Source organism: Kitasatospora sp. NPDC001603 (genome assembly GCF_040298365.1).
Classification (GTDB): Bacteria; Actinomycetota; Actinomycetes; order Streptomycetales; family Streptomycetaceae; genus Kitasatospora.
In genome coordinates this window covers 48,669-73,273 of record NZ_JBEPAA010000013.1, presented here as the reverse complement: position 1 = coordinate 73,273, position 24,605 = coordinate 48,669, and the positions used below count along the sequence as shown (strand labels likewise).

Sequence of the window (24,605 nt, the reverse complement as noted above, 5' to 3'; positions counted from 1 at the left end):
CGATGCCGGTATGGATGCCACCGTCGGACGCCGCGAACGCAAGAAGGCCGCCACCCGCCAGGCCCTCGCGGACGCCGCCCTCCGCCTCTTCACCGAACACGGCTACGACCGGGTGACCGTCCGGGACGTCGCCGAGGCCGCGGACGTGTCGACGACGACGCTGCTGAAGCACTTCCCCAGCAAGGAGGCCCTGGTCTTCGACCAGGAGACCGACCGGGAGGCCGACCTGGTGGCGGCCGTGCGGGACCGGGCGCCAGACCGTTCCGTCCCCGGTGCGCTGCGCGCGTACGTCGAGGACGCCCAGCTGCGCGCCCCGGACGCCGACCCCCGGTTCCGCGCCTTCGCGGACCTCGTCCGCGACACCCCCGCGCTGAGCGAGTACGCCCGCCGGATGTGGACGCGCCACCAGGACGCCCTGGCCCGCGCCGTCGCCGACGCGACCGGCGCCGAGCCCGACGACCCGCGCTGCGCCGCGCTGGCCCGGTTCACCCTCGAAGCCTCGGCGCTCGCCCGCGACTCGGCGGACCCGGCGGGCGCCCTGGACGCCGCCTTCGACCTCCTCGAACACGGCTGGCAGGCCGGCTGACCGGCCCGTCGGGTCAGGCGTCCAGCGGCTGCCAGGCCGGACCGGACCCGCCCTGCCGGACGTGGCCGAACACCACGTCGGCGAAGTGCACGCCGAAGCCGATCGTGCCGGGCTCCGCCAGCTCGGCGACCAGTCGGCGGCGGTGCTCGGCGGTCCGGGTCAGGTCGTGGTCGAAGCCCGAGGACCAGTCCGGGTGGTCGATCTGGATCGGCGAGTGCGCGGCGTCACCGAAGGCGATCAGCCGCCGGCCGCCCCCGGTGATGACGTACTCGGCGTGCCCGAGGGTGTGCCCGGGGAGGATCCGCACGCGGACGCCCGGGAAGACCTCCTGCCCGTCCGCGATCGTCCGGACGCGCGGGGCCAGGGCCGCGACCTGCTCGTCCGCGAGGTCCCGCTGCTCCCACTCCGGCGCGGAGACCAGGTAGTCGGCGTGGGCGAACAGCGGCCGGTCCCCGCCGGGGGCGGGGAGGGCGGCCCAGCCGAGGTGGTCGGCGTGGAGGTGGGTGAAGGCCACCGCCTCGATGTCCTCGGGGGCGCGGCCGAGCCGGGCCAGGCCGTCCGGGAGCGCGCCGCCGCGGATCGTGGCGAGGGGCCCGGCCGGCGCGGCGTGCGTCCGGGGGCCGAAGCCCGCGTCGATCAGCAGCGCGCGGTCGCCGTGCTCCACCAGCAGGCTGCCGACGCTCCCGACCAGGTGGCCCCCGGCGTCCAGGTACTCCGGGTGCGCGGCCCACACCTCGCCGGTGCTGTCCGGGAGCACGTCCAGGGGGCGCAGCCGCACATCACCGTCCGGCACGTACGACACCGTGGTGTCGCCCAGCCGTATCGAGCGGACCCCCGCCGGCCGGCGCAGTCGCTCGCCCTGATCCGCCGTCATGTCGGCCATGAGTTCTCTCCCGTGTGTCGTCGTCAGTTCGGCGCCGGGGTCCCGGCGCCGTCGACGCCACCATAAGCATCAAGTTCGAATCATTCAAGCTGCAATTATGTCGGCTTGACGAACTGCTAGAGTGGGCGCCATGACGACGTTCTCCGAGCCGCAGGCCATCGCCGTGCGACAGCTGTGCGGCCTGGTGAACGGGCTGAACCAGCGGATCGTCGAGCACGTGCGCGTGCACGGGGCGACCCTCGGGCTCACCCCCTCCCAGGCGACCGCGCTGCGGGAGATGAGCGGGCCGATGACCATGCGCGAGCTCGCCGAGCGCATGAGCTGCGAGCCCTCCAACACCACCTTCGTCGTCGACAAGCTGGAGAAGCAGCAGCTGATCGAGCGGCACCCGCACCCCACCGACCGCCGCGCCAAGCAGCTCGTGCTCACCGCCGAGGGCACCGCGCTGCGCGAACGGCTCCTCGAACTCCTCACCGAGGGCTCGCCGTTGGGCAGCCTCACCGCACAGGAGAGGCAGCTGCTGCACGGCCTGCTGGAACGGGCCGTCGCCCCCGCGTAGGGCCGCGAGCGCGAGGAGCCCGGACCGGCGGGCGATCAACCGGTGGCGGCGAACCGCTCCAGCAGGCCCTCCAGCGCGCGCTCGCCGAACATCTGCGCCAGGCTCGCGGCGGACTCGGCGGCCGAGGCCGCGCCGCGCGGGAACATCGGCTCCTCGTAGGCCCGCAGGGCGGCCTCGACGTCGCCCGGGTGGCCGGCGAGGGCCAGGCCGAGTTCGGCCCCGTCGAGCATCGCGAGATTGGCGCCCTCCCCCGCGAACGGGGACATCAGGTGCGCGGCGTCGCCCAGCAGGGTCACACCGGGGGTCCGCTCCCAGCGGTGGCCGATCGGCAGGGCATGGATGCGCCGCCCGACCAGCGCGCCGTCGGCCTCCCCCACCAGCGCCCGCAGGCTCTCGTGCCAGCCGTCGAAGTGGGCCAGGACGGCGTCCTTGGCGGCGGCGGCGGTGTCGGCCAGGTCGACGCTGTCCAGCCACCCCTCGGCGACCTTGAGGGCGGTGTAGACGTGCAGACTGCCGTCGCCCTCCCGGTGGGCCAGGAAGCCCCTGCCCTCCCCGAGGGAGAAGAAGAAGCCCCCGCCGATCAGGGCCGCCGCGGCCGGGTGACGGGTGTCCGCCTCGTGCAGGTCGGCCTCGACGAAGGAGACGCCGGTGTAGGCCGGCGTCGCCGCGGAGAGCAGCGGGCGGATCCGGGACCAGGCGCCGTCCGCACCGACCAGCAGGTCGGTGGTGACGGCCGAACCGTCCTGGAAGCGCAGTTCGTGACGGCCGTCGCCGAGCGGGCGGGCGCCGGTCGCCTTCCGCCCCCAGTGGACGGTGCCGGGCGCGAGGGAGTCGAGCAGCAGGTCGCGCAGCCGGCCGCGGTCCACCTCGGGGCGGTCGCCGCTGCCGTCGTCCTCCTCGCTGTGGCGGACGGCGCCGTCCGGGGCGACGATCCGCATGGCCTGGCCGCCCGGGTGGACGAGACCGAGGAAGGGCTCGTACAGGCCGGCCGCGCGGAGCGCACGTTGGCCCGTGTCGCCGTGGATGTCGAGCATGCCGCCTTGCGTGCGGGCCTCCCGGGAGGGCTCCAGGTCGAAGACGGTCGCGGCGATGCCGTGCACCTGGAGGACGCGGGCCAGGGTCAGACCGCCGAGACCGGCGCCGACGATCGCGAGGGGGTGGTGGGTGGTGGTCATGGCGTGCTCCTCGGGCGGGTACGGGCGTGGGGTCGCGGGGTGGGGGCGGTCGGACCGGCGGCTCGGGACGAGCGGGCGGCGCGCCCTCCTCCTCCAACCTAACGAACATGTTCGTCAGGAACAAGGTCTTAACGAACATGTTCGCCCGGCTCCCAAAGTGTTCGTCGGGGCGCCGATCTTGTTCGTCCCGAACGCGATCGTTAGGCTCGACGGCGTGACGTCACGCTCCCCCGCCCCCCGGAGCCGCCGCGAGCGGCCCGCCAAACCCGCGCTCACCTACGAGGGCATCGTCGACACGGCCGTCCGGATCATGCGGGCCGAAGGCCTTCCACGCGTCACCATGCGCCGGCTCGCCCAGGAGCTCGACACCGGCCCGGCGTCGCTGTACGTCTACCTGGCCAACACCGCCGAGCTGCACGCGGCGATCCTGGAGGAGCTGCTGGGCGCCGTCGACCTCGGGCCGCTGAGCGCGCCGGGCGACTGGCGCGAGCGCCTCGCCGCCGTCCTCGGCTCGTACACGCACGTCCTGTTCCAGCACCCCAGCCTGGCGCACTCGGCCCTGCTGGCCCGCCCCTCGGGGCCGAACTACCTCGCGCTCGTCGAGGCCGTCCTCGCCCTGCTGCACGAAGGGGACGTCCCCGACGGCCAGGCCGCCTGGGGCGTCGACGTCCTGCTCCTGGCGGCCACCGCGATCGCCGCCGAGCAGGCCGGCCGCGACCAGGACGCCCGCGCCGAGGCGGAGCAGGGCGCGCTGGCCGACGCGCTCCGGGCGACCACCGCGGCCCACCACCCGCGCATCACCGCGCTCGGCACGGACCTCCTCTCCGGCACGCCCGAGCAGCGGCTGGCCTGGATCCTGCGCACCGTCATCAACGGCACCCTGGTCACACCCCGGCCGCAGGCCTGATCCCCGGCCGGGCGGCGTCCACGGCCGAGGGCGTCGGCGGCGGCGCCGGTGCCCGCCCGGGGCGAGGCCGCCGCCGTCCGCCGCGCCCAGGGCTCAAGGGGGCTGACGGCGCGTCGGTGGCGGGAGGGCGGACCGGTCAGCGGCGGCCGACGTCGCGGGTGAGTTCCAGCCCCAGCACCCGGTCCAGGGCGGCGAAGGTCTCGAAGCGGGCCCCGTCCGCGAGCCCGGAGGCCGCCCCGACGCGGTGCAGCAGGGCGAGCACCGCAGGGGTGTCGAGGTCCCCGGTGAACGCGGCCGCGGCCTCCCGCCGGATCTCGTCCGGCACGGGCTTCGAGGGCCCCCAGGCCCAGTAGGCGACCTGCCGCCGCCAGTCCCGCAGCGTGCCCGCCGCCTCGGCCAGCTCACGCGGACCCGCCACGACCGGCTCGCGGTACGGGCGGGCGAGCAGGGCCAGCCGCAGCGCGGAGGCGTCGACGGCGCCGGAGCCGAGACCAGCCGCCAGCTCGCCGCCCCGGTCCGGCCCGGCGGGGCCGACCCCGAGCCAGACGCCCGCCCCGCCCGCCCGCTCGGCGTCCGCCGCCAGGACCTGGACGTCCGGCGGGCCGCCCAGCGGACCGTCCGGATCACCGGAGGCGACGACGGCGACCGGCGGGTGGACACCCAGAGCGGCGGCGGCACGCCCGAAGTCGGCGGCGGCGCCCTCCGCCACGGCGAGGACCCGCACCACCTGGAGGCCCTCGATCTCGGCGACCCTCTGCAGGACGTCACCGACCAGCGCGGCCCGCAGGTCCCCCGCCCCGATCCGGCCGCCGGCGCAGCCCAGCCGGACACCGACCCGCAGCAGCATCCGCCGCCCGGGCGGGATCCCGGTGCTGCGCCCGGTACGGGCGTCGGCCACGCTCAGCGCGGGTTGCCGGGCGCCCGGCCCCTCCCGCGCGACCTCCTCCAGGCGCAGCGCCGGGCCGTCGCCGGCCCCCACCGCGCCGCTCACCGCGCCCGTAGGGATGCCCTGTTCGTCCACCACTCGGCCACACCTCCTCGGCGTGGCCATCCTCCTCCCCCGGCCCCGGCGCCGCCACCGGCCGTACCGGGCGCCGGCGGAGGACCCGCCCGGACGGTGTCAGCCCGCCACGGGCCGGGCCTGCGCGCCGAAGGCCCGCTCGGCGGCGGTCATCACCCAGTGCGGGAACTGCTCCAGCGGGATCGCCGGCGAGGCGGGGAATCCCGGGCGGATCGACGCCTCGGGGAAGAACGCGACCCGGCACCGCCGGCACAGCCACCCGGCCTGCCACACCCGGGCGTGCGGCTGCCGGTGCGCCGCCTCCTCGGGGGACCCGGAGCCGGGCCGGCGGCGGGAGCGCGCGACGAGCTCCACGATCGCGGCGGCCGCCAGCAGGATCAGCGGGAGGACGAACGGACCGGCCAGGTAGCCCGCCCGGTAGGCCGCGTCGTACCCGGAGAGGTCCTCCCGGTCGCGGACCAGCGAGAGGATCCCGACCACGGCGAAGATCGCCGCCAGGGCGGACAGCGCGATCGCGCCGCCGCTCAGCTCCCGGGCCGGCTTCGGCTCGGGCGGCGGGGCGAGCAGCGCGCGAACCGGCTCCTCGAGCGGCTCCGTGGTGTCCGCGAGAGCCCGCGACACCGGGACGGACCGGTCGGACGCCTCGCACTGCGGGCAGGTGGCACTCATCCGGCGGGTCACTCCTGAGGGGCTGTGGGGAATCGGTGAACGCGTAGTACAGCACACGGGACTGACCCTCCGTGCCACCGGGCCCGCGGCCGCCGGCCGCCCGCTGCCCCGTCCGCTACGCGGTCCGGCCGAAGCAGCGCTCCAGCTCGTCCAGGTCGTAGAAGTAGCTGCCCTTCGAGACCGGCGCGCAGCCCGGCCGGAAGGCCGTCTGCTGCTCGTTGTAGAGCATCCGGACCAGGTAGTCGTCGCCCTTGCGGAAGAGGTCCCACTGGATGTTCGCGCCCATCGGGGCCACCGTCGCGCCGCGCCAGGCGTTGCTCGCGTAGGTGTACGGGGACGCCTCGGTGACCTGGGTCGTGCTGCCGGGCAGCCGCATCAGCGCGGCGAGCGGGATGATCTCCTCGGCGTGGGTGAAGCGCAGCTCGGCGGCCGGACCGCCGGTGCCCGCCCGGCGGTTCTCGGCCTTGCGGAACAGGTCGTCGAGGAGCACTCCGGCCATCTTGTAGGTGATGTCCTGACCGGCGAAGCCCGGGCCCTTGGTGTAGTACTCCTCGGCGTTGTCGAGGTAGCCGAACCAGGCGGCCTCCTCGGAGCCGATGTAGCGGCCCAGGTGCCAGTCGCCCTCGTCGGTGAGGTCGGCGGTGACGCTGTACAGGTTGAAGACGGCCTGGGCCGCGTCGACCTCGTTCCCGGCGAAGGGGTAGCCGCCGGCCGCGAGGCGGTCGACGAACGGCCCGGTGAAGATCCGCTCCAGCACCTTCCGGGCCGCCCGGTGGCTGCGCGGCTGGTCCCGGACCGCCGCGAGGGTGGCCGCCAGCCGCGGGTCCTTCTTGACGTAGTCGGTGTAGTCCTTGTTCACGGCGGACTTGTGGAAGTAGAGCAGGTCGGTGTCGGTCCGGGCGGGGTCGACGGCCTTCGCCAGCGCCAGCTCGGCCGCCAGCAGGCCCTTGGTGAACTCGGTGCCCGAGTCGACCGCCCGGGGCTGGCCGGAGCTGACCACGTCGATCCGGTCCGGGCCCGCCGGGTCGTCGGCCCCGGCGGCGATCCGCCGGAAGAGGCCGGGGAGCCGCTGCTCCATCCGCTCGGCCGTGTCCTGGAGCGCCCGCCGGCCCTGCCCGGTCAGCGCCCCGTAGCCCACCTTCGCGTTGGCGTCGAGCAGCGCCCGCACGTCCGGGCCGAAGCCCTTGCCCACCCGGGTCAGCGCACCCTCGTCGGCGGCCTGCTGCCAGAGCTTCACCAGGAGGTCGCCGTCCTCGCTGTCGCTGAGCGCGCGGGCGCCGTGCCGGGAGACGGTCTGGGTGAGGACCGCGGTGTAGCCGGCCGGTGCCTGCTGAAGGCTCCGGACGCTCTGCAGCGGCCGGTAGGGCGCCTTGGTGGTGGCGCCGGCCGGCGTGCCGAAGGCCGGGCCCGCCACCGGGCCGCCGTGCGCCTGGGCGGGGACGGCCACGGCCAGGGACAGCAGCGCGGAAGCGGCCAGCGCCACGGTGGAGGTGAGGGTGCGTCGCATGGGGGGTCCAGGGGTCGCTCGGGAACGGGAGAGCCGGGCCGATCCCACTCGATCCGCGTGACCTCCGGGCGTCCCGCGCATGTCGGCCCGGTGCACAGGCGGGCAACTCACCCTCGCCGGCGGCGGCCGGACGGCGGGCCCCGCCGGGCCGCGCACCGCTTGCTGTGGCGGGTGGCGCGGGCGCGCGAGTACGGTTCACCACGTGCCCAGTTCTCCCGCAGGACGACACCCGGACCGGCGGACGGCCGCGGCCGGGACCGGGTGACCGGCGTGCTGCTGGCCGTCGACCCGACGAGCGGGGACTCCCTGCTCGCCGCCTTCGGCGCGCTGGCCGTGCTGGTGGTGGTGTTCGCCGAGTCGGGACTGCTGGTGGTGGGGTTCTTCCTCCCCGGTGACACCCTGCTGCTGCCCGCCGGGGTGCTCTGCGCCGCCGGCAGCCGCTCCGGGCCCCACCTGTCGCTCTGGCAGGTGATGCTCTGCGCCGCGGTGGGGGCGGTGGCCGGGGCCCAGGTGGGCTTCCTGCTCGGGCGCCACGGCGGCCGGCCGGCGCTGGCCCGCAGCCGCAGCGGGCGGCTGAAGTCGGCGGCGGCCCGGGGGGAGGCGCTGCTGCGCCGCTACGGGTACCGGAAGGCGATCGTCCTGGGCCGCTTCGTGCCGCTGGTCCGGACGGTGCTCAGTCCGCTGGCGGGCGTGCTGGACGTGCCCACCCGGACCTTCACCGTGTGGCAGATCGTCGGCGGTGTGCTCTGGTCGCAGAGCCTGGTGCTGATGGGGTACTGGCTGGGCGCCGCCGTCCCCGGGATCGAGAGCTACCTGTGGCTGCTGGTGGGCGGCGTCGTGGTGCTCTCGCTGCTACCGCTGCTGCTGAACTCCCGCAAGGGGTCGGACCGGGGCTGACCAGCCCGGCCGGCGGTCCGCCCGGGCAGGCCGGGCGGACCGGGACGGCTCAGGTGGAACGGGTGCCGGCCTCGGCGGCCTGGGCGCAGTCGGGGTGGCCCCAGCCGTCCGGGTTCTTCGCGATCGGGTCGCCGACGGCGTACGGGCGGCCGCAGCGGCAGGAGCCGGGGAACTTGGCCTTGGTCCGGCCCCCGGCGGACTTGGCGCCCGCGCGGCCGCCGGTCCGCTTGGCGGCCGGGGCCCCGGCCTGCCGAGGCCCGGCCGTCGGTGCGGCGTCCGCGCGGGGGGCGGGCAGCGGCGCGTCGACGGAGGTGCCGCTCGCCGGCTGCTGGGCCACCGCCGCGTCGCTCGCCGCCCGGTCGGCGACGGCGTTCAGCGGATCGCCGTCGACCTGGTGCGCGGGGACGTAGACGAACTCGACGTCGCGCCCGGCCAGCAGCGCGTCGATCGCCACGATCAGGTCCTTGTTGGCGACCGGAGTCCCGGCTGCGGTCTTCCAGCCCTTCCGGCGCCAGCCGGGCAGCCACTGGGTGACCGCCTTCATCGCGTACTGGGAGTCCATCCGGACCTCCAGCGGCACTCCCGGCCGGACCGCGCCCAGCAGCTCCTTCAGCGCGGTCAGTTCGGCGACGTTGTTGGTCGCGCGGCCGAGCGGCCCGGCCTCCCAGCGCTGCGGCCGGCCGTCGGCGTCGGCGATGACCCAGGCCCAGGCGGCCGGACCGGGGTTGCCCTTCGAAGCGCCGTCACAAGCGCCGATGATGCGTTCTGCCATGCGGCGATCATGCCAGTGCGCCGCGGGTCCGCGCACATGCCGGGCGTCCGGGACCCGGGCGGCCCGGGGCGACGTGCCGGAGGCGGCCGGCTCGCCGCAGGGCCGCGGAGCGCGCGGTCCGGTGGAGGGTTGACGAACGATCACGTGGGGTAGTGGCCCGGTCACCATTCGCATCCACCCAAGGGGCAGCAGCATGGCCGAGCAGGCCGACCTCATCTTCCACGGCGGCGACATCGTGACCGTCGCCGACGGGCCGGCGCCGGAGGCCGTCGCGGTCAAGGACGGGCTCATCGTCTTCGTCGGCGGCCTCGACGAAGCGGTCGACGGCTGGCGGGGGCCTCGGACGCGGCTGCGCGACCTCGCGGGAGGGGCGCTGCTGCCGGGGTTCGTCGACGCGCACGGGCACCTGGGCGGGATCGGGCTGCAGGCGACCATCGCCGACCTGCTGGCCGCGCCCGACGGGGACGTCGCCGACCTCGCCACGCTGAAGGAGAAGCTGCGGGCCTGGGCGGAGGGCCCGGTGGGCCGGGACTCCGACTGGATCATCGGCTTCGGCTACGACGACGCGATGCTCGCCGAGGGCGTCCACCCGACCCGTGACGACCTCGACGAGGTCTCCACCAGCCGCCCGGTGCTGGCCATCCACCAGTCCTTCCACCTGGGCGCGGTGAACAGCCTGGGCCTGGAGCGGCTGGGGTACGGCGCCGCCACGCCGGACCCGGAGGGCGGGGTCATCCGCCGCCGGGAGCTCGCGGTACCGCCCTCCTACGGCGAGCCCGACGGGGTGCTGGAGGAGAAGGCCTTCAATCCCGCCTCGGAGCTGGCGATGGCAGGCCTGCCCGAGGCCGCGCTGCTGGCCCTGTTCATCGAGGGCGCGGAGTCGGCGGCGCGGTTCGGCTTCACCACCGTGCAGGAGGGCGGCACCAGCCCGGCCAACCTCAAGGCGCTGCGGGACACCGCCGCCGCCGTGCCGTTCAAGATCGACGTGGTCGCCTACGTCAAGGCCGACCTGCTCGCCGACACCCCGGAGGACGACCCGGTCGGCGCGAGCCGGGAGTACGTCGACGGGGTGCGCGCGGCCGGTGTGAAGCTGGTCCTGGACGGCTCGCCGCAGGGCCGCACCGCCTGGCTCACCGAGCCGTACCTGACCCCGCCGGCCGGACTGCCCGACGACTACCGCGGCTACCCCGCGATCGAGGACGACAGCACCGTCCTGAAGCAGGTCGGCACCGCCTACGCCCGGGGCTGGCAGGTGCTCGCCCACGTCAACGGGGACGCCGCGATCGACCAGTTCCTCAGGGCGGTCGAGGGCGCCACCGAGCTGACCGGGCCCGCCGACCGGCGGACGGTGGCGATCCACGCGCAGACCGCCCGCCGGGACCAGGTCCGGGAGTTCGCCCGGCTGGGCGTCATCCCGTCCTTCTTCTCCATGCACACCTACTACTGGGGCGACTGGTACCGGGGCACCGTCCTCGGGGAGGAGCGGGCCGCGACCATCTCGCCGGCCCGCTGGGCGCTGGACGAGGGCCTCGCCTACACCTCGCACCACGACGCCCCGGTGGCACTGCCCAACTCGATCGCCATCCTGTCCAGCCAGGTGACCCGGCGCAGCCGGACCGAGGGCGTGGTGGTCGGCCCCGAGCAGTGCGTCGACGCCCTGGACGCCGTGCGCGCGATCACCGTCAACGCGGCCCGCCAGTACTTCGAGGAGGACCGCAAGGGCACCATCGAGGTCGGCAAGCTCGCGGACCTGGTGATCCTCAGCGCCAGCCCGCTGGCCGTCGACCCCGAGGAGATCAAGGACATCACCGTCGTCGAGACCATCAAGGCCGGCCGCACCGTCCACCCCGCGCCCGCCGGGGCGCTCCGCGCCACCGCCCTTCCCGACACGCCCCGGGCCCCCGAGTGGGGGTGCAGCTGCTGACGGGCCGACACCTCACCGAGCGTGCCCGCGGACCGGCCGAGGTTCGGGCCGGGGCGCGGGCCGGTCGGGCCCGGCCTCGGCCTGCCCCAGGTGGCCGTTCAGCCGGTTCAGCATGTCGAACAGCCGGAGCCGCTCCTCGCCGGACAGTGGGGCGAGGACTTCGTCGTCGGCGGCGGCCAGGTCCGAGTTGATCCCGGCCGCCGCCGACCGGCCCGGCGCGGTGAGGTCGACGTGCACCCGTCGGCGGTCGGCCGAGGAGCGGGTGCACGTGACGTACCCGGCGCCGACCAGGTCGTCGACCACCTTGATCACGTCGCTGGAGCCGATCTCCAGCCGGGCGGCCAGCTCGCCCTTGGAGTGACTGCCGTCCTCCTCCAGTGCGCAGAGCACCATCACGTGCCAGAGCCGGAGCCCGCGGCGCTCCGCCTGGATCGCGAGGCGTCGACGGGCGGCCTGGCCGGTGCGGGACATGAGGAAGCTGCTCAGTGTCAGCAGCCCTGGTGCGGAGGGATTCATCCGGTCAGCCAATCTTCACCGGGACACGGGCCCGGGCGGGAGCCGTTGCACATGCGGGGCGGAGCCGCCGCCGGCCCGGAGGTCGGCCACGGCCGGCGGGTCGTGGGACCCGCCGCCGGGGAGCAGCCGATCGGCGTGCGCGCGTCCGCACGGGGGCGCGGGACGGGCCTCGGCCACCCCGGCCGGCCCGCGACGGGGAACCGATCGACATAAGGTTAGCCTCGCCTAACTTATGAAGTCACGTCAAGGATCCCTCGGCGATCGGGGAGTGTCGGGGGAATCCGGGAGAGCGAGTCCGGTGGGGGCGTCAGGGCCGGGCACCAGCCCGTCGGCCGGCAGCGGGGACTCCTGATCGCGGCGCCGAGAACACCACTCCGGGGCACACCCACCCTGGTCGCCCCAGGGGAAACATGGTTAGGCTAGCCTTACCGAACTGTCGTGCTCAGCCCATTCGACCGACCCTGCCCGCTCCCGGAGATCTCTCATGCCGACTTCCCCCGTGGACGTCCCCGCTCCGCCCGTCACCGACACGGGAGTCCGAGCCTCGGCCGGCCCCGACCGCACCGCGGAGTTCGACGGGCGCGTCGCGCTCGTCACCGGCGCGGCCCAGGGCATCGGCGCCGCGGTCGCCCGCCTGCTCACCCAGCGCGGGGCCCACGTCGTGGCCACCGACCGGCGGGCCGACGGCCCCGGGCTCGGCCTGCTGGACGTCACCGACGCCGCCGCCGTCGAGGCCGAGGTCGAGCGCGTGGAGCGCACGGTCGGCCCGATCGACATCCTGGTCAACGTCGCCGGGATCCTGCGCCCGGCCCTCGCCGTGGAGACCACCGACGAGGACTGGGCGGCCACCTTCGCCGTCAACACCACGGGGGTGTTCCACACCTGCCGGGCGGTCGGACGCCGGATGGCCGAGCGCGGCACCGGCAGCATCGTCACCGTCGGCTCCAACGCCGCCGGGGTGCCGCGCACCACGATGGCCGCCTACGCCGCCTCCAAGGCCGCCACCGCGATGTTCGTCCGCTGCCTCGGCCTGGAGCTCGCCCGCTCGGGCGTCCGCTGCAACCTGGTCTCCCCCGGCTCGACCGACACCGAGATGCAGCGCTCGCTGTGGCGCGACGACGCCGCCGAACAGCGCGTCATCGACGGCGACCCGGCCAGCTACCGGGTCGGGATACCCCTCGGCCGGATCGCCGACCCCGAGGACGTCGCCGAGGCCGTGGTGTTCCTGGCCGGCGACCGGGCCCGGCACATCACCATGCAGGACCTCTACGTCGACGGCGGCGCCACCCTGCGCGCCTGAGCCGTCCTCTCCCCCGCTTTCGATCCACCGGTCGGACGATCCACCGGGCAGAGCCGATCCCGCCTTTCCGAACGGAGCAGCATGACCACAGTGAACGAGACCGGCGGCACCACCGCGGACCACCGCGTCGGCGGTGCCCTGCTGGCCGCCTACCGCCCGGGGCCCGACCGGGCGTTCTTCGCCGGTCCGAGACGGACGCTGCTCGCCACGGGCAGCCGGGCGGCCGTCACCGATCCCCCCGAGGCCACCCGCCTGCTGCGGGAGGCGCGCACCCCGGAGCGGCCCGACCCGCTCGTGGTCGGCGCCGTCCCCTTCGCCCCCGGCCGCCCGGCCGCGCTCTTCATACCCGACCGGACCCAGTGGGCCCAGCCGGTCCACGACGACCCGCTGCTGCGGCTCGCGCCCGGGGACCGCACCGGCCCGGTCTGGACCAGCCGTGCCGTCCCGGCCCCCGAGGGCTACCGGGACGCCGTCGCCGACGCCGTCCGGATCCTCGCCGCGGACGGTGAACTCAGCAAGGTCGTCCTCGCCCGGACCCTGGAGCTGTCCACCCCCGGCGGCGCCGACCTCCCGGCCATGCTCCGCCGGCTGATCCACCGTGACCCGCACGGCTACACCTTCGCCGTCCCCGGCGAGGGCAGCGCGACCCTGGTCGGCGCCAGCCCCGAGCTGCTGGTCTCCCGGCGCGGCACCGCCGTGACCTCCAACCCGCTGGCCGGCTCGGCCGCGCGCAGCGACGACCCGGTGGAGGACCGACGGCGCGCCGCCGCCCTGCTGGAGTCGCCGAAGGACCTCGCGGAGCACGCCTTCGTGGTGGACGCCGTCCGGCGCGCGCTCGAACCCCACTGCTACGACCTGGTCGTGCCCGAGCGGCCGTCGGTGATCCGCACCGCCGCGATGTGGCACCTGTCCACGGTCGTCACCGGCACCCTGCGCGACCCCGCCACCAGCGCGCTCGACCTCGCGCTCGACCTGCACCCCACGCCGGCGGTCTGCGGGACGCCGACCGACCGGGCCCGCGCGCTGATCGGTACGCTGGAGCCCTTCGACCGCGGGTTCTACACCGGGGTGGTCGGCTGGGGGGACGCCGACGGCGACGGCGAATGGGTCGTCACGCTCCGCTGCGCGGAGGCCGACGGGGACGGCCTGCGCCTGTTCGCCGGCGCCGGCGTGGTCTCGGGCTCCGTGCCGGAGCACGAACTAGCCGAGACCAGCGCGAAGTTCCGCACCTTTCTCCACGCCGCCGGACTGGGAGACGACAAGTGACCGACTGGCCCGAGGAGTACGTCCGCCGCTACCGGGCGGCCGGCTACTGGACCGACGAACTGCTCGACGAGATGGTCCGCCGGCACGCCGCCGAGCGGCCGGGGCAGATCGCGGTCGTCGACGGGGAGCGTCGGTGGAGCTACGCCGAACTCGACCGGCGGGCCGACCGGATGGCCACCGGGCTGCTGGCCCGGGGCATCCGCCGGGGCGAGCGGATCGTCCTCCAGCTCCCCAACGTGGCCGAGTTCTACGAGGTGTTCATCGGCGCGCTGCGCGCCGGGGTGGTGCCGGTGATGGCGCTGCCGGCCCACCGGCACGCCGAGATCTCCTACTTCTGCGAGTTCGCCGGGGCCCGCGCGCTGATCGTGGCCGACCGGCACGCCGGCTTCGACTACCGGGAGATGGCCGGCCGGGTCACCGCCGCGGTGCCCGCCCTCGCCGAGGTCTTCGTGGCCGGCGACCCGGGGCCGTACACCTCGCTGGACGACCTGCGCGCCGACGAGCCCGCCCCGGTCCAGGACCCTCCCGGCGCCACCGACCTGGCCTTCCTCCAACTCTCCGGCGGCAGCACCGGCCTGCCCAAGCTGATCCCCCGCTACCACTTCGACTACCTGTACAGCGTCCGCGAGTCCGCCGCGATCTGCGAGCTGAGCGCGGAGACCGTCTACCTCTGCGCGCTGCCCGCCGCGCACAACTTCCCGCTCAGCTCCCCCGGCAGCCTCGGTGTCTTCCACGCCGGCGGCCGGGTGGTCCTCGCCCCCGAGCCGAGCCCGGCCACCGCGCTGGCGCTGATCGAGAGCGAGCGGGTCACGCTGACCGGCGTCGTCCCGCCGCTCGCCCTCGCCTGGGCCAACGCGGCGCCCGGCGCCGGCCGGGACCTCTCCAGCCTGCGCCTGCTCCAGGTGGGCGGGGCCAAGCTCAGCGAGGAGGCCGCCCGCCGGCTCGGTCCCGCGCTGGGCTGCGGCCTCCAGCAGGTCTTCGGCATGGCCGAGGGCCTGGTGAACTACACCCGGCCCGAGGACCCGCAGGACACCGTGCTGACCACCCAGGGCCGTCCGATCTCCCCCGCCGACGAGGTGCGGGTGGTCGACGACGAGGACCGCGACCTGCCCGACGGCGCCACCGGCCACCTGCTCACCCGCGGCCCGTACACCATCCGCGGCTACTGGAACGCGCCCGAGCACAACGCCACCGCCTTCACCGGGGACGGCTTCTACCGCACCGGCGACCTGGTCCGCCGGACCGCCACCGGCCACCTGGTGGTCGAGGGCCGGGCCAAGGACCAGATCAACCGGGGCGGCGAGAAGGTCGCCGCCGAGGAGGTCGAGAACGTGCTGCTCGCCCACCCGGCCGTCCACGACGTGTCCGTGGTCGCCGTGCCCGACGAGCACCTCGGCGAACGCAGCCGGGCCTACGTGATCCTGCGCCCCGAGGCGCCCCGCCCGCGCGTCGTCGAGCTGAAGGCCTTCGTGCGCGCCCGCGGCCTGGCCGACTACAAGGTGCCCGACCTGGTCGAGTTCGTGACCGAGTTCCCGCAGACCGGCATCGGCAAGGTCAGCAAGAAGGACCTCCGCACCACCACCTCCTGACGCTCCGCCCCGGAAGAGAGCAAGTCCAGACACCATGGCTCTGCCCACCATCGCCCCGTACGATCCCCCGCGGGTCGACCAGCTCCCCGCGCCCAAGGTCCCGTGGCGGGTCGACCCCGCCCGGGCCGTCCTGCTCGTCCACGACCTGCAGAACTACTTCCTGTCCGCGTTCCCCGCCGAGGGCCCGCCGCTGGCCCCGGCCCTCGCCCGGACCGCCCAGGTCCTGGAGTACGCCCGCGGGAACGGCGTTCCCGTCGTCTACTCGCACCAGCGCGGTGGGCAGACCCCCGAGCAGCGCGGCCTCCAACTGGACTTCTGGGGGCCTGGGTTGCCCGCCGACGCGTGGGCGCAGGCCGTCCCGGAGGCGGTCGCCCCGGCCGAGGGCGACACCCTGCTGCTCAAGTGGAAGTACAGCGCCTTCGCCCGCACCGAACTGGCCGACATCCTGGCCCGGACCGGCCGCGACCAGCTGGTGCTGGTCGGCGTCTACGCCCACATCGGCGTGCTGATGACTGCGGCCGACGCCTGGAGCCGCGACATCCAGGCCTTCGTGGTGGCCGACGCCACCGCCGACTTCTCCGCCGAGAAGCACCTGGAGGGCCTGCGCTGGGCCGCCGAGAAGTGCGCCGTCGTGCTGACCACCGACCAGCTCCTGGAGGCCTCGTGACCGCGCCCGAGGAGTCCGGGCGGCTCTACGCCGACCACGTGACGCTGCGCTACGGCGACCGCGCCATCGCGACCGACCTGTCGATCGGCGTGCCGGACGGCTCCTTCACCGTCATCGTCGGCCCCAACGCCTGCGGCAAGTCCACCCTGCTGCGGGCGTTCGCCAGGCTGCTCAAGCCGGCCGCCGGCCGGGTCCTGCTGGACGGCGAGCAGATCAGCGCGCTGCCCTCGAAGGAACTCGCCCGCCGGCTGGGCCTGCTCCCGCAGAGCTCCACCGCGCCCGACGGCATCACCGTGGCCGACCTGGTCTCCCGCGGGCGCTACCCGCACCAGGGGCTGTTCCGGCAGTGGTCCAGGGAGGACGACCGGGTGGTCGCGGAGTCGATGGCCGCCACCAACGTCGACACCCTCGCCGCCCGCTTCGTCGACGAGCTCTCCGGCGGCCAGCGCCAGCGGGTCTGGCTGGCGATGGCCATCGCCCAGCAGACCCCGCTGCTGCTGCTCGACGAGCCGACCACCTTCCTCGACATCGCCCACCAGGTCGAGGTCCTCGACCTGTGCGCCCGGCTGCACGAGGAGCAGAACCGCACCCTCGTCGCGGTGCTCCACGACCTCAACCAGGCCGCCCGCTACGCCAGTCACCTGATCGCCATGCGGGACGGCGCGGTGGTGGCCCAGGGCCCGCCCGGCGAGATCGTCACCGCCGAGCTGGTCGAGAAGGTCTTCGACCTGCCCTGCCAGGTGATCGAGGACCCGCAGACCGGTACCCCGCTGGTGGTCCCGATGGCACCCGGACACCGGTCGAGGACCAGGTGAACCGCACCGTTACCGGAACCCTGCCGGTACGGCGGGCGACGGCGGCCGACGCGGCGGCGCTCTTCGCGCTCTCCGAGCCGTCCATGGTCTCGGGTGAGCTGCGCCGCCGCCGGCCGGCCGACTACCGCTCGCCGCAGGACCGCTTCCTCCTGGTCGACGGCCCGTCCGGACCGGACGGCTGCGTGGCGCTGCGACTGCTCGCCCCCGAGCTCCCGGCCCACCCCGCCCCCGGGCTGGTGCACAACTTCTGCGTCCGCGAGGGCCTGCGCGGCGCGGGCCTCGGCTCGCAGCTCCTGGACGCCCTGCTGGACGAGGCCGGGCGGCACGGGGTGCGCACCCTCGTCACCGCCAGCACCGGCGGCGGAGCGCTCTTCCGCCGTTACGGCTTCGAGGAGATCCCGGCCGCGCTCGCACCGCGGGCCTGGGCCGACCGGCTGGACCCGGCCCGCCGCTCCCTGGTCTTCCTCAGGACGCTGGAGGGCTGAGACCGCCGCCGGACAGCCGAAGTCCCCGGGCCCGTGATCGGACCCGGGGACTTCGGCTGTCCGGGGTCAGCCGCGCGAGGCCCGCCACTGACCGGCGATCAGCCAGACCAGGTAGCAGCCGCCCACCACGCCGGTGAACACACCGACCGGCAGCTGGGTGGGGGCGAGCAGGCGCTGCGCCGCCAGGTCGCTGACGGCCAGCAGCACCGCGCCCAGCAGCGCGGAGCCCACCAGGTTGGGGCCGGTGGCCCGGGTCAGCCGGCGGACGGCCTGCGGGGCGATCAGCGCCACGAACGGGACCGGGCCGGCCGCGGCGGTGGCGGCGGCCGTCAGCGCGACGCCGATCAGCACCAGCCAGATCCGCACCCGCTCGGTGCGCACCCCGAGCGAGGAGGCCGCGTCGTCGCCCATCTCCAGCATCCGCAGCGGGCGGCCGAGCAGCACCGCCGCCGGCAGCAGGACGGCCAGCGCGAGCGCCATCGGCCCGCAGTGCTCCCAGCCGCGGGCGTTGAGGCTGCCGGTCAGCCAGACCGCCGCGCTCTGCGCGTCGCTGAACGAGGCCCGGGCGATCAGGTAGGCGTTGAGCGAGGAGAGCAGCGAGCTGACCCCGATGCCGACCAGCACCAGCCGGTAGCCCTGGGTGCCGCCGCGCCGGGCCAGCAGGTAGACCAGGAACGCGGTGACCAGCCCGCCCACCACGGCGCCGAAGGCGACGGTGGCGGCGCTGCCGCCGATCACCAGGATCACCGCCAGCGCCCCGGTGGCCGAGCCGACCGTGAAGCCGATGACGTCCGGGCTGCCCAGCGGGTTGCGGGCGAGCGTCTGGAAGAGCGCGCCGGCCAGGCCGAGCGCGGCGCCCACCAGGAGGGCGGTCAGCAGCCGCGGCAGCCGCACCTCCATGACGATGTAGCGGTCCGCGCGGACGCCGCCGCCGGTGAGCACGTCGATCACGTCGGAGACCGGCAGCGGGTAGTCACCGGCCGTCAGCAGCCAGGCGCAGACACCGAGCAGCGCGAGCACCAGCAGCCCGCCGACCACCGTCGCCCGGCGGTGCCAGCGCAGCGAGCGCCCGCCGGGCAGCCGCAGCGCCCGCAGCGGGACGGGGGGCCGGGCGGCGGGGCCGTCCGGCCCGGTCACGACGGGTGCGGCGGGCCGGGGGACCGTCAGGGGGCTGTTCACAGTCGGGCGATCCTTCGGCCGCGGACGAGGGCGATGAAGAGCGGCGCGCCGATGAAGGCGGTGACCACGCCGGCCTGGAGCTCCGCCGGGTGCAGGAGCACCCGGCCGAGGATGTCCGCGCCGACCAGCAGCACCGGGGCCAGGACCGCCGAGAGCAGCATGATCCAGCGCTGGTCCGGGCCGCAGACGTGGCGGGCGAGGTGCGGAACGGCCAGGCCGACGAAGGCGATCGGGCCCACCGCCGCGGTGGCGGCGCCGCACAGCAGCGTGACGGCGACCAGGCTGAACGCCCGGGTGCGGGCCGGGCGGGCGCCCAGCGCGTGCCCGGCGTCGTCGCCGAGGGCGAGGGCGTTCAGCGGACGGCCCAGCAGCAGGGCGAGCGCTCCGCCGGCCGCCAGGAACGGCAGCACCTGGCCGAGCACCGCGGAGTCGACGCCGGCCAGCGTGCCGACCTGCCAGAACCGGAACCGGTTGAGGGTCAGCGGATCGAGCAGGATCAGGCCGTTGACGAAGGCGGTCAGCACGGCGGTGACGGCGGTTCCGGCCAGCGCGAGGCGCGCGGGGGTCGCCGAGGCCCGGCCGCCGCCACCGAGGATCTGCACCACCAGGGCCGCGACGGCGGCGCCCGCCAGGGCGAACCAGATGTAGGAGTGGAAGCTCCGCAGGTCGAACAGGGCCGTCCCGGCCGCCACGGCCGCGGCGGCGCCGCCGTTGACGCCGAGCAGGCCGGGGTCGGCCAGCGGGTTGCGGGTGAGCGCCTGCATCATCGCGCCGGCGACCCCGAGGGCGGCGCCGACGGCGATGCCGAGCAGCGTGCGCGGGATCCGCGCGTGGTGCACCACGATCCAGTCCTCGGACGTGGGCTCGTGGTGGAACAGGACGTGCAGGACCTGGCCGGGCGGGATGTAACGGGCGCCGATCGCGATGCCCGCGAGGGCGAGCAGGGCCAGCAGCACCAGTGCTCCGAGGAGCCAGGCCAGCCGTCGGCCGGTGCCGATCCGCCCGGGCGGGGTGGTCTTCGCCCCGGCCGCGGCGCGCGGCGCAGTGGCGGTCGTCATGCGTGCTCGTGCTCGCCCTCGTGGTGGTCGTGGTTGGCGACGCCACGCTTCCAGTAGCCGTCCACGTCGACCTGGTGGCGGTCCAGGCCGCGCTCCGCCCGCAGGTGACGGCGGATCGGCTTGAGCGCGTTGGCCTCACCCGCGACCCAGGCGAAGCCCAGGCCGGGCGGCAGCTGCGCCGCGCGGACGGCCCGCTCCAGCAGGTCGGTGCTGCCGGCCGGGGCGTCGCCGCGGTGCAGCCAGGTGACGGTCGCGTCGGTGGCGGTCTCGAAGACCTGCTCGTGCTCGGGCCCGGGCACCTCGGCGAAGGCGATCACCTTGACGCCGGCGGGGAGCATCTCCAGCCAGCGGCCGAGCGCCGGGATGGCGGTCTCCTCGGCCGCGAGCAGGTACCAGTCGTGGACGAAGGGGATCTCCTCCGACCCGCGCGGGCCCAGGACGCCCAGCCGCATGCCGGGTTCGGCGGCCTCGGCCCAGCTGGAGCCGACGCCGGTGCCGTGCAGCACCATGTCGATGTCGAGCTCCTGCTCGGCCCGCCGGTAGTGGCGCACGGTGTAGTCGCGGGTGATCGGCTCGACCGGGGCGTCCATCCAGGTGTCGTTCTCGACCACCGGCGCGACCGGCAGGGCGGCCCCGTCCTCGGCGAAGCAGAGCTTCACGTGGTCGGTCGGGGCCTGCTCGCAGAAACCTTCGAGCTCGGGACCGCCGAAGGTGACCCGCACCGTGCCGGGCGTGACCCGGGTGACCCGCCGGACTTCCAGCAGGCGGTACTTCAGCGGGTGGCGAACGATCCGCATGCGCGGTGGCGCGGTCTCTGTGGTCATCGGTCAGCCCAATCCGGTGGGAGGTGTGCGCAGGCCGGGAGGCGCGGGAGCCGCCCCCCGGTGAACGGGGAGCGGCACCAGCACTCACTTCTGATTAGGTTAGCCTAACCTCGTATTGTCAGACCAGTCGCGTCGCCCTGATCGGCAGCCCACCTGCCGGTTCGTCACCGACCAGGTGGCCGCCGTCCAGCCGGACGACGCGGGGCAGCCGCGCGATGGTGGCCGGCCGGTGCGCGATCACGATCAGCGTGCAGTCCGCCCGCAGCTCGTCCAGGGCGTGCTCCAGCCGGGCCGCGGTGGCCGGGTCGATGTCGGCCGTCGCCTCGTCGAGGACCAGGACGGCCGGGTCGGCCAGCACCGCGCGGACCAGGCCGAGGATCTGCCGCTCCCCCGCCGACAGGTTGCCGCCGCGCAGCCCGACCTCCGCGTCCAGACCGCCCGGCAGTTCGGCGAGCCAGGCCCGCAGGCCCAGCTGGTCGACCGTCCGCTCGATGGCAGCGCGGTCCGGTGCGCCCTGGACCAGGGCCAGGTTCTCGGCCACCGTGCCGGTGACCATCCGCACCTCCTGCGGCACCAGCACGATCCGGCGGCGCAGCTCCGCCTCGGGCACGGCCGCGAGGTCGGTGCCGGCGAAGCTGACAGTGCCGGAGTCCGGCTGGTAGAGGCCGCAGAGCAGCTTGGACAGCGTGGTCTTCCCGGAGCCGGTCTCGCCGACGACCCCGGTGCGGCTCCCCTCGGGGAAGTCCAGGCTGATCCCGTGCAGGGTGCGGCCGTCCGCCCGGTAGGCGTACTCGACGCCCTCGCAGCGCAGGTCGCCCCGGGCCGGCAGGCCGGGGGCCGTCTTCGGGCGGTCCGCGGGGGCGGTCGCCGCCAGCAGGTCCAGCAGCCGGGCCAGGCCGGTGCGCGCCGTCTGCACCTCGCCGACCAGCTGCGAGAGGTCGGCGAAGGAGTCGAAGAGGTTGCGGCTGGCGAGCACGAAGACGACCACGGCGTCGATGGTCAGGGTGCCCCGCACGACCAGCCAGCCGCCGACCAGCAGCAGCACCACGAGGGCCAGGCCCTCGATCAGGCTCACCAGGTCGATCCGGTTCTCCACCCGCAGCGCCCGGCGGGCGGCGTGCACCGCCCGGGTGTTCTCGCCGTCGAAGCGGCGCGTCCACCCGGCCAGGCCGCGCGAGGTCTGGAGGGCCTCACGGGCGGTCAGGGTCTCGGAGAAGGTGGCCGCGACGGTGGCTTCCGCGCCGGCCTTGGCGCCGAAGGCCGCGCCGGCGTCGCGCTGGAACCAGCGGGTGACCAGCAGGGTCAGCGGGACGAAGACGACCAGCTGGACGAGGAGCAGCACCCAGGAGTACCAGGCCAGCATCACCAGGGTGAAGACCAGGGTCGCCACCGAGGCGACCAGGCTGCGCAGGTGCAGCCGGACGAACGCGGCCAGCGCGGCGACCTCGCCGGTCGAGCGGCGCAGCAGCTCGCCGCTGCGGTGGGTCTCCAGGAAGCGCAGCGGCGCGGTCGCCAGGTTCTCCACGCACTGCTCGCGCAGGGTGCGGACGACCTGCTCGCCGCCCTGGATCAGCAGCAGTTCGCCGACCCGGGCCAGCACCAGCTGGCCGACCGCGAACACGGCGAGCAGCAGGACGGCCAGGCCGAGGCCGCCGCGGTCCTCGTGGTCGAGCGCGTAGGCGGCCACGCCGACCAGCGGGGCGACGGCGACCAGCGCGGCGGAGTCGGCGAGGCCGACCAGCAGCGCGACGACGAGCCGGGCCCGGTGCGGGCGCAGGTACGGCGCCGCCCGGCGCAGCACCCCCCGGTGGTCCGCCTCGTCCTGGAGCAGGGGCTGCTCAGCCATGGGCCGCCTCCGCGGTGGTCGCAGTCATGGCGCTCTCGGGCCTTTCGGTCGGGTCGGCTCCGGGGGTGCCGGGGGTCGTCGTGACGGTGTCGTCGGACGCTTGGGAGCGCAGCCGGACCACCCGGTCGGCGGCCTCCAGGACGGCGCCGCGGTGCGAGGCGAAGACGACCGTGCGGCCGGCGGCCCAGCCGCGCAGCCGTTCCAGCACGAGCTTCTCGGTCGTGGTGTCCAGCGCGGAGGTCGAGTCGTCCAGCAGCAGCACCCGGGGGTCGCCGAGCAGGGCGCGGGCGATGGCCAGCCGCTGGACCTGGCCGCCGGAGAGGGCGGTGCCGCCCTCGCCCAGCTCGGTCAGGTAGCCGTCGGGCATCGCGGTGAGCTGGTCGTGGATGCCGGCGGTCCGACAGGCCTCGTGCAGCGCCGCGTCGTCGAACTCGCGGCCGAGCCGGAGGTTGTCGGCGACGGTGCCGGAGAGCAGGACCGGCCGCTGGGACACGTAGGCGATCCGCGAGCGGACCTCGTCCAGCCGGACGTCGCGCAGGTCGACGCCGCCGTAGGAGACGGTTCCGGCGTCCGGGTCGTCGAGGCGGACGGCGAGGCGCAGCAGGGTGCTCTTGCCGGAGCCGGTGGCGCCTTCCAGGGCGACGAACTCGCCGTCCCCGACCGCCAGGTCGACCGGGCCGAGCACGGTCCGGCCGTCCCGGACGGCGGTGGCGCCGGCCAGCACCAGGGTGCCGGAGGCGGGCAGGTGCACGGCCCGGTCGGGGGCGGGTTCGGCGACCACCGGGCGGATGCAGAGGGCCTCGTCGATCCGGGCGGCCGCGACGTCGGCCTGGCCGCGCTCCAGCAGACGGTCCACCAGGACCCGGGTGGCGAGGGTGATGATCGCCATCCAGGAGGTGTAGGCGACCAGGTCGCCGATGGAGAGCCGCCGGTCGAGGACGGCCAGGCCGCCGATGCCGACGCCGGCCGCGACGGCGAGCCGGGGGACGAACGGCGCCACGGCCGCCCAGCCGGCCTCCACCCGGGCGGCGACGACGGTCCGGTCGGTGACGTCGGCGCTGGCGGTGTGGTGGCGGTCGACCAGGGGCCGGTGACCGCCGGTGCCGCGCAGGCCGGTGCCGACCTGGAGCAGGTCGGCGACGGCGTCGGCGCGTTCGCTGTGGGCCCGGGAGAGCTCACCGCTGGCGGCGGCGAACCGCTTGGGGAAGTGGAGGTTGACCCAGACCAGGAACGGCAGGGTCGCCAGGGTGACCAGCAGCAGGGTCAGGTCGAGGGCGGCGAGGGCGGGCAGCAGGACCACGAAGGTGGTGGCCAGCACCACCCAGACGGCCAGGCCGTGCACCCACTCGCGGACCAGGTCGGTGTCGCGGGTCGCGCGCATGGCGAGGTCGCCGTGCCCGCGCGAGGCGAGCGCGGCCCGGTCCAGGCCGGAGAGGTGGCGCAGCAGCCGGCCCCTCAGGTCGGCGCCCACCTTGGCATCGGCGTAGCCGGCCCAGTACTGCCAGCCGTACAGGCCGACGAACTGGACCGCGGCGGCGCCGGCGGCGGCGCCGGACCAGAGCAGCAGGGCCCCGCCGTCGCCGGGCTTGATGCCCTCGTCCAGGGCCTGGCTGACGCACCACGGCACGGCCAGGAGGGCGATCTGGCGGATCGCCGCCGCCACCATCGCCGCGGCCACCGTGGCCCGGTGGGGCCGCAGGGAGCTTCGTAGCAGGGCGCGGGCCCGACGGCGGCGCTCCGGGGAGAGTGCTCCGGGCGCCAGGTCCTCGTCCGCGAGTTCCTCGGCCGTCAGGCCGTCCTGGGGCCCCGCGGCGGGTTCCGTCTGTCGGTTGCTCACATCGCTCACTCGATCGCTCGCCCGTCTGGTCACTGATTCGAATACGGGGCGGGGGGACGGCCCGGTCGGGCCGTCCCCCCTGTGGTGGGTCAGACGCCGGCGGCGGCCGTACGGGCGACCAGGCTGGCCGGGCGCATGTCCGTCCAGTTGGCGTCCACGTAGGCGGTGCACGCCTCACGGCTGTCCTCGCCGTGCACGACCGTCCAGCCGGCCGGGATCTCGGCGAAGGCGGGCCAGAGGGAGTGCTGGTTCTCCGCGTTGACGAGCACGAAGTAACGGGCGTCGTCGTCCTCGAACGGGTTGGTGGCGCTCATGTCGTCTCC

Annotated in this window: 24 protein-coding genes; 11 read left to right on the top strand and 13 right to left on the bottom strand. The window is 75.4% G+C overall.

Annotated features, from left to right (window positions below; genetic code table 11):
• The first annotated feature begins 10 nt into the window (after positions 1 to 10).
• Complete coding sequence (locus tag ABT263_RS11555; RefSeq protein WP_352290130.1) at positions 11 to 586, top strand: TetR/AcrR family transcriptional regulator; 576 nt, start codon at positions 11 to 13, stop codon at positions 584 to 586.
• Positions 587 to 599: 13 nt separating this feature from the next.
• Here ABT263_RS11555 and ABT263_RS11550 read toward each other — a convergent pair whose 3' ends face one another.
• The gene (locus tag ABT263_RS11550) at positions 600 to 1,469 is read right to left on the bottom strand and encodes an MBL fold metallo-hydrolase (protein WP_352290128.1); all 870 of its coding nucleotides are present in this window, start codon (positions 1,467 to 1,469) and stop codon (positions 600 to 602) included.
• A 130-nt stretch (positions 1,470 to 1,599) separates the two neighbouring features.
• On the opposite strand from ABT263_RS11550, the gene ABT263_RS11545 reads away from it, so the two are divergent.
• Entirely contained in the window at positions 1,600 to 2,028 is a 429-nt protein-coding gene (locus ABT263_RS11545) for a MarR family winged helix-turn-helix transcriptional regulator (RefSeq protein ID WP_352290126.1), read from the top strand.
• 35 nt (positions 2,029 to 2,063) lie between these two features.
• Here the strand turns inward: ABT263_RS11545 and ABT263_RS11540 are convergent, their stop codons facing one another.
• Positions 2,064 to 3,203, bottom strand: coding sequence for an FAD-dependent oxidoreductase (locus ABT263_RS11540; RefSeq protein WP_352290124.1), 1,140 nt, complete (start codon positions 3,201 to 3,203; stop codon positions 2,064 to 2,066).
• Positions 3,204 to 3,417: 214 nt separating this feature from the next.
• Between ABT263_RS11540 and ABT263_RS11535 the strand changes: the two genes are divergently transcribed.
• Complete coding sequence (locus ABT263_RS11535) at positions 3,418 to 4,110, top strand: TetR/AcrR family transcriptional regulator (RefSeq protein ID WP_352290122.1); 693 nt, start codon at positions 3,418 to 3,420, stop codon at positions 4,108 to 4,110.
• A gap of 136 nt (positions 4,111 to 4,246) precedes the next feature.
• On the opposite strand, the gene ABT263_RS11530 is transcribed toward ABT263_RS11535, so the two are convergent.
• The 3 genes from ABT263_RS11530 to ABT263_RS11520 form a co-directional block, all read right to left on the bottom strand.
• Entirely contained in the window at positions 4,247 to 5,134 is an 888-nt protein-coding gene (locus tag ABT263_RS11530) for a hypothetical protein (RefSeq protein ID WP_352290120.1), read from the bottom strand.
• A 96-nt stretch (positions 5,135 to 5,230) separates the two neighbouring features.
• Positions 5,231 to 5,800, bottom strand: coding sequence for a hypothetical protein (locus tag ABT263_RS11525; protein ID WP_352290118.1), 570 nt, complete (start codon positions 5,798 to 5,800; stop codon positions 5,231 to 5,233).
• Positions 5,801 to 5,915: 115 nt separating this feature from the next.
• Complete coding sequence (locus tag ABT263_RS11520; RefSeq protein WP_352290116.1) at positions 5,916 to 7,307, bottom strand: histidine-type phosphatase; 1,392 nt, start codon at positions 7,305 to 7,307, stop codon at positions 5,916 to 5,918.
• Positions 7,308 to 7,580: 273 nt separating this feature from the next.
• Here ABT263_RS11520 and ABT263_RS11515 point away from each other — a divergent pair, with 273 nt between their 5' ends.
• On the top strand, positions 7,581 to 8,204 hold the full coding sequence (locus ABT263_RS11515) for a DedA family protein (RefSeq protein WP_352290229.1): 624 nt from the start codon (positions 7,581 to 7,583) through the stop codon (positions 8,202 to 8,204).
• 49 nt (positions 8,205 to 8,253) lie between these two features.
• On the opposite strand, the gene ABT263_RS11510 is transcribed toward ABT263_RS11515, so the two are convergent.
• Positions 8,254 to 8,976, bottom strand: a complete 723-nt coding sequence (locus ABT263_RS11510; RefSeq protein ID WP_352290114.1) for a ribonuclease H family protein — start codon at positions 8,974 to 8,976, stop codon at positions 8,254 to 8,256.
• A 193-nt stretch (positions 8,977 to 9,169) separates the two neighbouring features.
• Between ABT263_RS11510 and ABT263_RS11505 the strand changes: the two genes are divergently transcribed.
• Complete coding sequence (locus tag ABT263_RS11505) at positions 9,170 to 10,900, top strand: amidohydrolase (RefSeq protein WP_352290112.1); 1,731 nt, start codon at positions 9,170 to 9,172, stop codon at positions 10,898 to 10,900.
• Positions 10,901 to 10,912: 12 nt separating this feature from the next.
• Here the strand turns inward: ABT263_RS11505 and ABT263_RS11500 are convergent, their stop codons facing one another.
• Positions 10,913 to 11,416 carry a MarR family winged helix-turn-helix transcriptional regulator gene (locus tag ABT263_RS11500; protein ID WP_352290110.1) on the bottom strand — a complete coding sequence of 168 codons (504 nt, stop codon included), beginning with the start codon at positions 11,414 to 11,416 and terminating at the stop codon, positions 10,913 to 10,915.
• A gap of 484 nt (positions 11,417 to 11,900) precedes the next feature.
• Here ABT263_RS11500 and dhbA point away from each other — a divergent pair, with 484 nt between their 5' ends.
• The 6 genes from dhbA (at position 11,901) to ABT263_RS11470 (ending at position 17,538) form a co-directional block, all read left to right on the top strand.
• Positions 11,901 to 12,716: a 2,3-dihydro-2,3-dihydroxybenzoate dehydrogenase gene (gene dhbA / locus ABT263_RS11495; RefSeq protein WP_352290108.1), complete on the top strand. Its 816-nt coding sequence runs from the start codon at positions 11,901 to 11,903 to the stop codon at positions 12,714 to 12,716.
• 81 nt (positions 12,717 to 12,797) lie between these two features.
• The gene (locus ABT263_RS11490; RefSeq protein ID WP_352290106.1) at positions 12,798 to 13,982 is read left to right on the top strand and encodes an isochorismate synthase; all 1,185 of its coding nucleotides are present in this window, start codon (positions 12,798 to 12,800) and stop codon (positions 13,980 to 13,982) included.
• The gene (locus ABT263_RS11485) at positions 13,979 to 15,571 is read left to right on the top strand and encodes a (2,3-dihydroxybenzoyl)adenylate synthase (protein WP_352290104.1); all 1,593 of its coding nucleotides are present in this window, start codon (positions 13,979 to 13,981) and stop codon (positions 15,569 to 15,571) included. Before ABT263_RS11490 ends, ABT263_RS11485 begins: the two co-directional genes overlap by 4 nt.
• 34 nt (positions 15,572 to 15,605) lie before the next feature.
• On the top strand, positions 15,606 to 16,238 hold the full coding sequence (locus tag ABT263_RS11480) for an isochorismatase family protein (protein WP_352290102.1): 633 nt from the start codon (positions 15,606 to 15,608) through the stop codon (positions 16,236 to 16,238).
• On the top strand, positions 16,235 to 17,053 hold the full coding sequence (locus ABT263_RS11475) for an ABC transporter ATP-binding protein (protein ID WP_329491527.1): 819 nt from the start codon (positions 16,235 to 16,237) through the stop codon (positions 17,051 to 17,053). The genes ABT263_RS11480 and ABT263_RS11475 overlap by 4 nt, the downstream gene beginning before the upstream one ends.
• Positions 17,050 to 17,538: a GNAT family N-acetyltransferase gene (locus ABT263_RS11470; RefSeq protein WP_352290100.1), complete on the top strand. Its 489-nt coding sequence runs from the start codon at positions 17,050 to 17,052 to the stop codon at positions 17,536 to 17,538. Before ABT263_RS11475 ends, ABT263_RS11470 begins: the two co-directional genes overlap by 4 nt.
• Before the next feature lie 66 nt (positions 17,539 to 17,604).
• Here the strand turns inward: ABT263_RS11470 and ABT263_RS11465 are convergent, their stop codons facing one another.
• The 6 genes from ABT263_RS11465 to ABT263_RS11440 all read right to left on the bottom strand — a co-directional run bounded on the left by ABT263_RS11465 (position 17,605) and on the right by ABT263_RS11440 (position 24,596).
• Entirely contained in the window at positions 17,605 to 18,717 is a 1,113-nt protein-coding gene (locus ABT263_RS11465) for a FecCD family ABC transporter permease (protein ID WP_352290098.1), read from the bottom strand.
• Entirely contained in the window at positions 18,714 to 19,775 is a 1,062-nt protein-coding gene (locus tag ABT263_RS11460) for a FecCD family ABC transporter permease (protein WP_352290096.1), read from the bottom strand. Before ABT263_RS11460 ends, ABT263_RS11465 begins: the two co-directional genes overlap by 4 nt.
• Positions 19,772 to 20,599, bottom strand: coding sequence for a siderophore-interacting protein (locus tag ABT263_RS11455; RefSeq protein WP_352290094.1), 828 nt, complete (start codon positions 20,597 to 20,599; stop codon positions 19,772 to 19,774). Before ABT263_RS11455 ends, ABT263_RS11460 begins: the two co-directional genes overlap by 4 nt.
• A 118-nt stretch (positions 20,600 to 20,717) precedes the next feature.
• Positions 20,718 to 22,445 (bottom strand): ABC transporter ATP-binding protein, encoded by a 1,728-nt coding sequence (locus tag ABT263_RS11450; protein WP_352290092.1) that lies wholly within the window; start codon positions 22,443 to 22,445, stop codon positions 20,718 to 20,720.
• Complete coding sequence (locus ABT263_RS11445) at positions 22,438 to 24,282, bottom strand: ABC transporter ATP-binding protein (protein ID WP_352290090.1); 1,845 nt, start codon at positions 24,280 to 24,282, stop codon at positions 22,438 to 22,440. Before ABT263_RS11445 ends, ABT263_RS11450 begins: the two co-directional genes overlap by 8 nt.
• Positions 24,283 to 24,371: 89 nt before the next feature.
• Positions 24,372 to 24,596: an MbtH family protein gene (locus ABT263_RS11440; RefSeq protein ID WP_352290088.1), complete on the bottom strand. Its 225-nt coding sequence runs from the start codon at positions 24,594 to 24,596 to the stop codon at positions 24,372 to 24,374.
• Positions 24,597 to 24,605 lie beyond the last annotated feature (9 nt).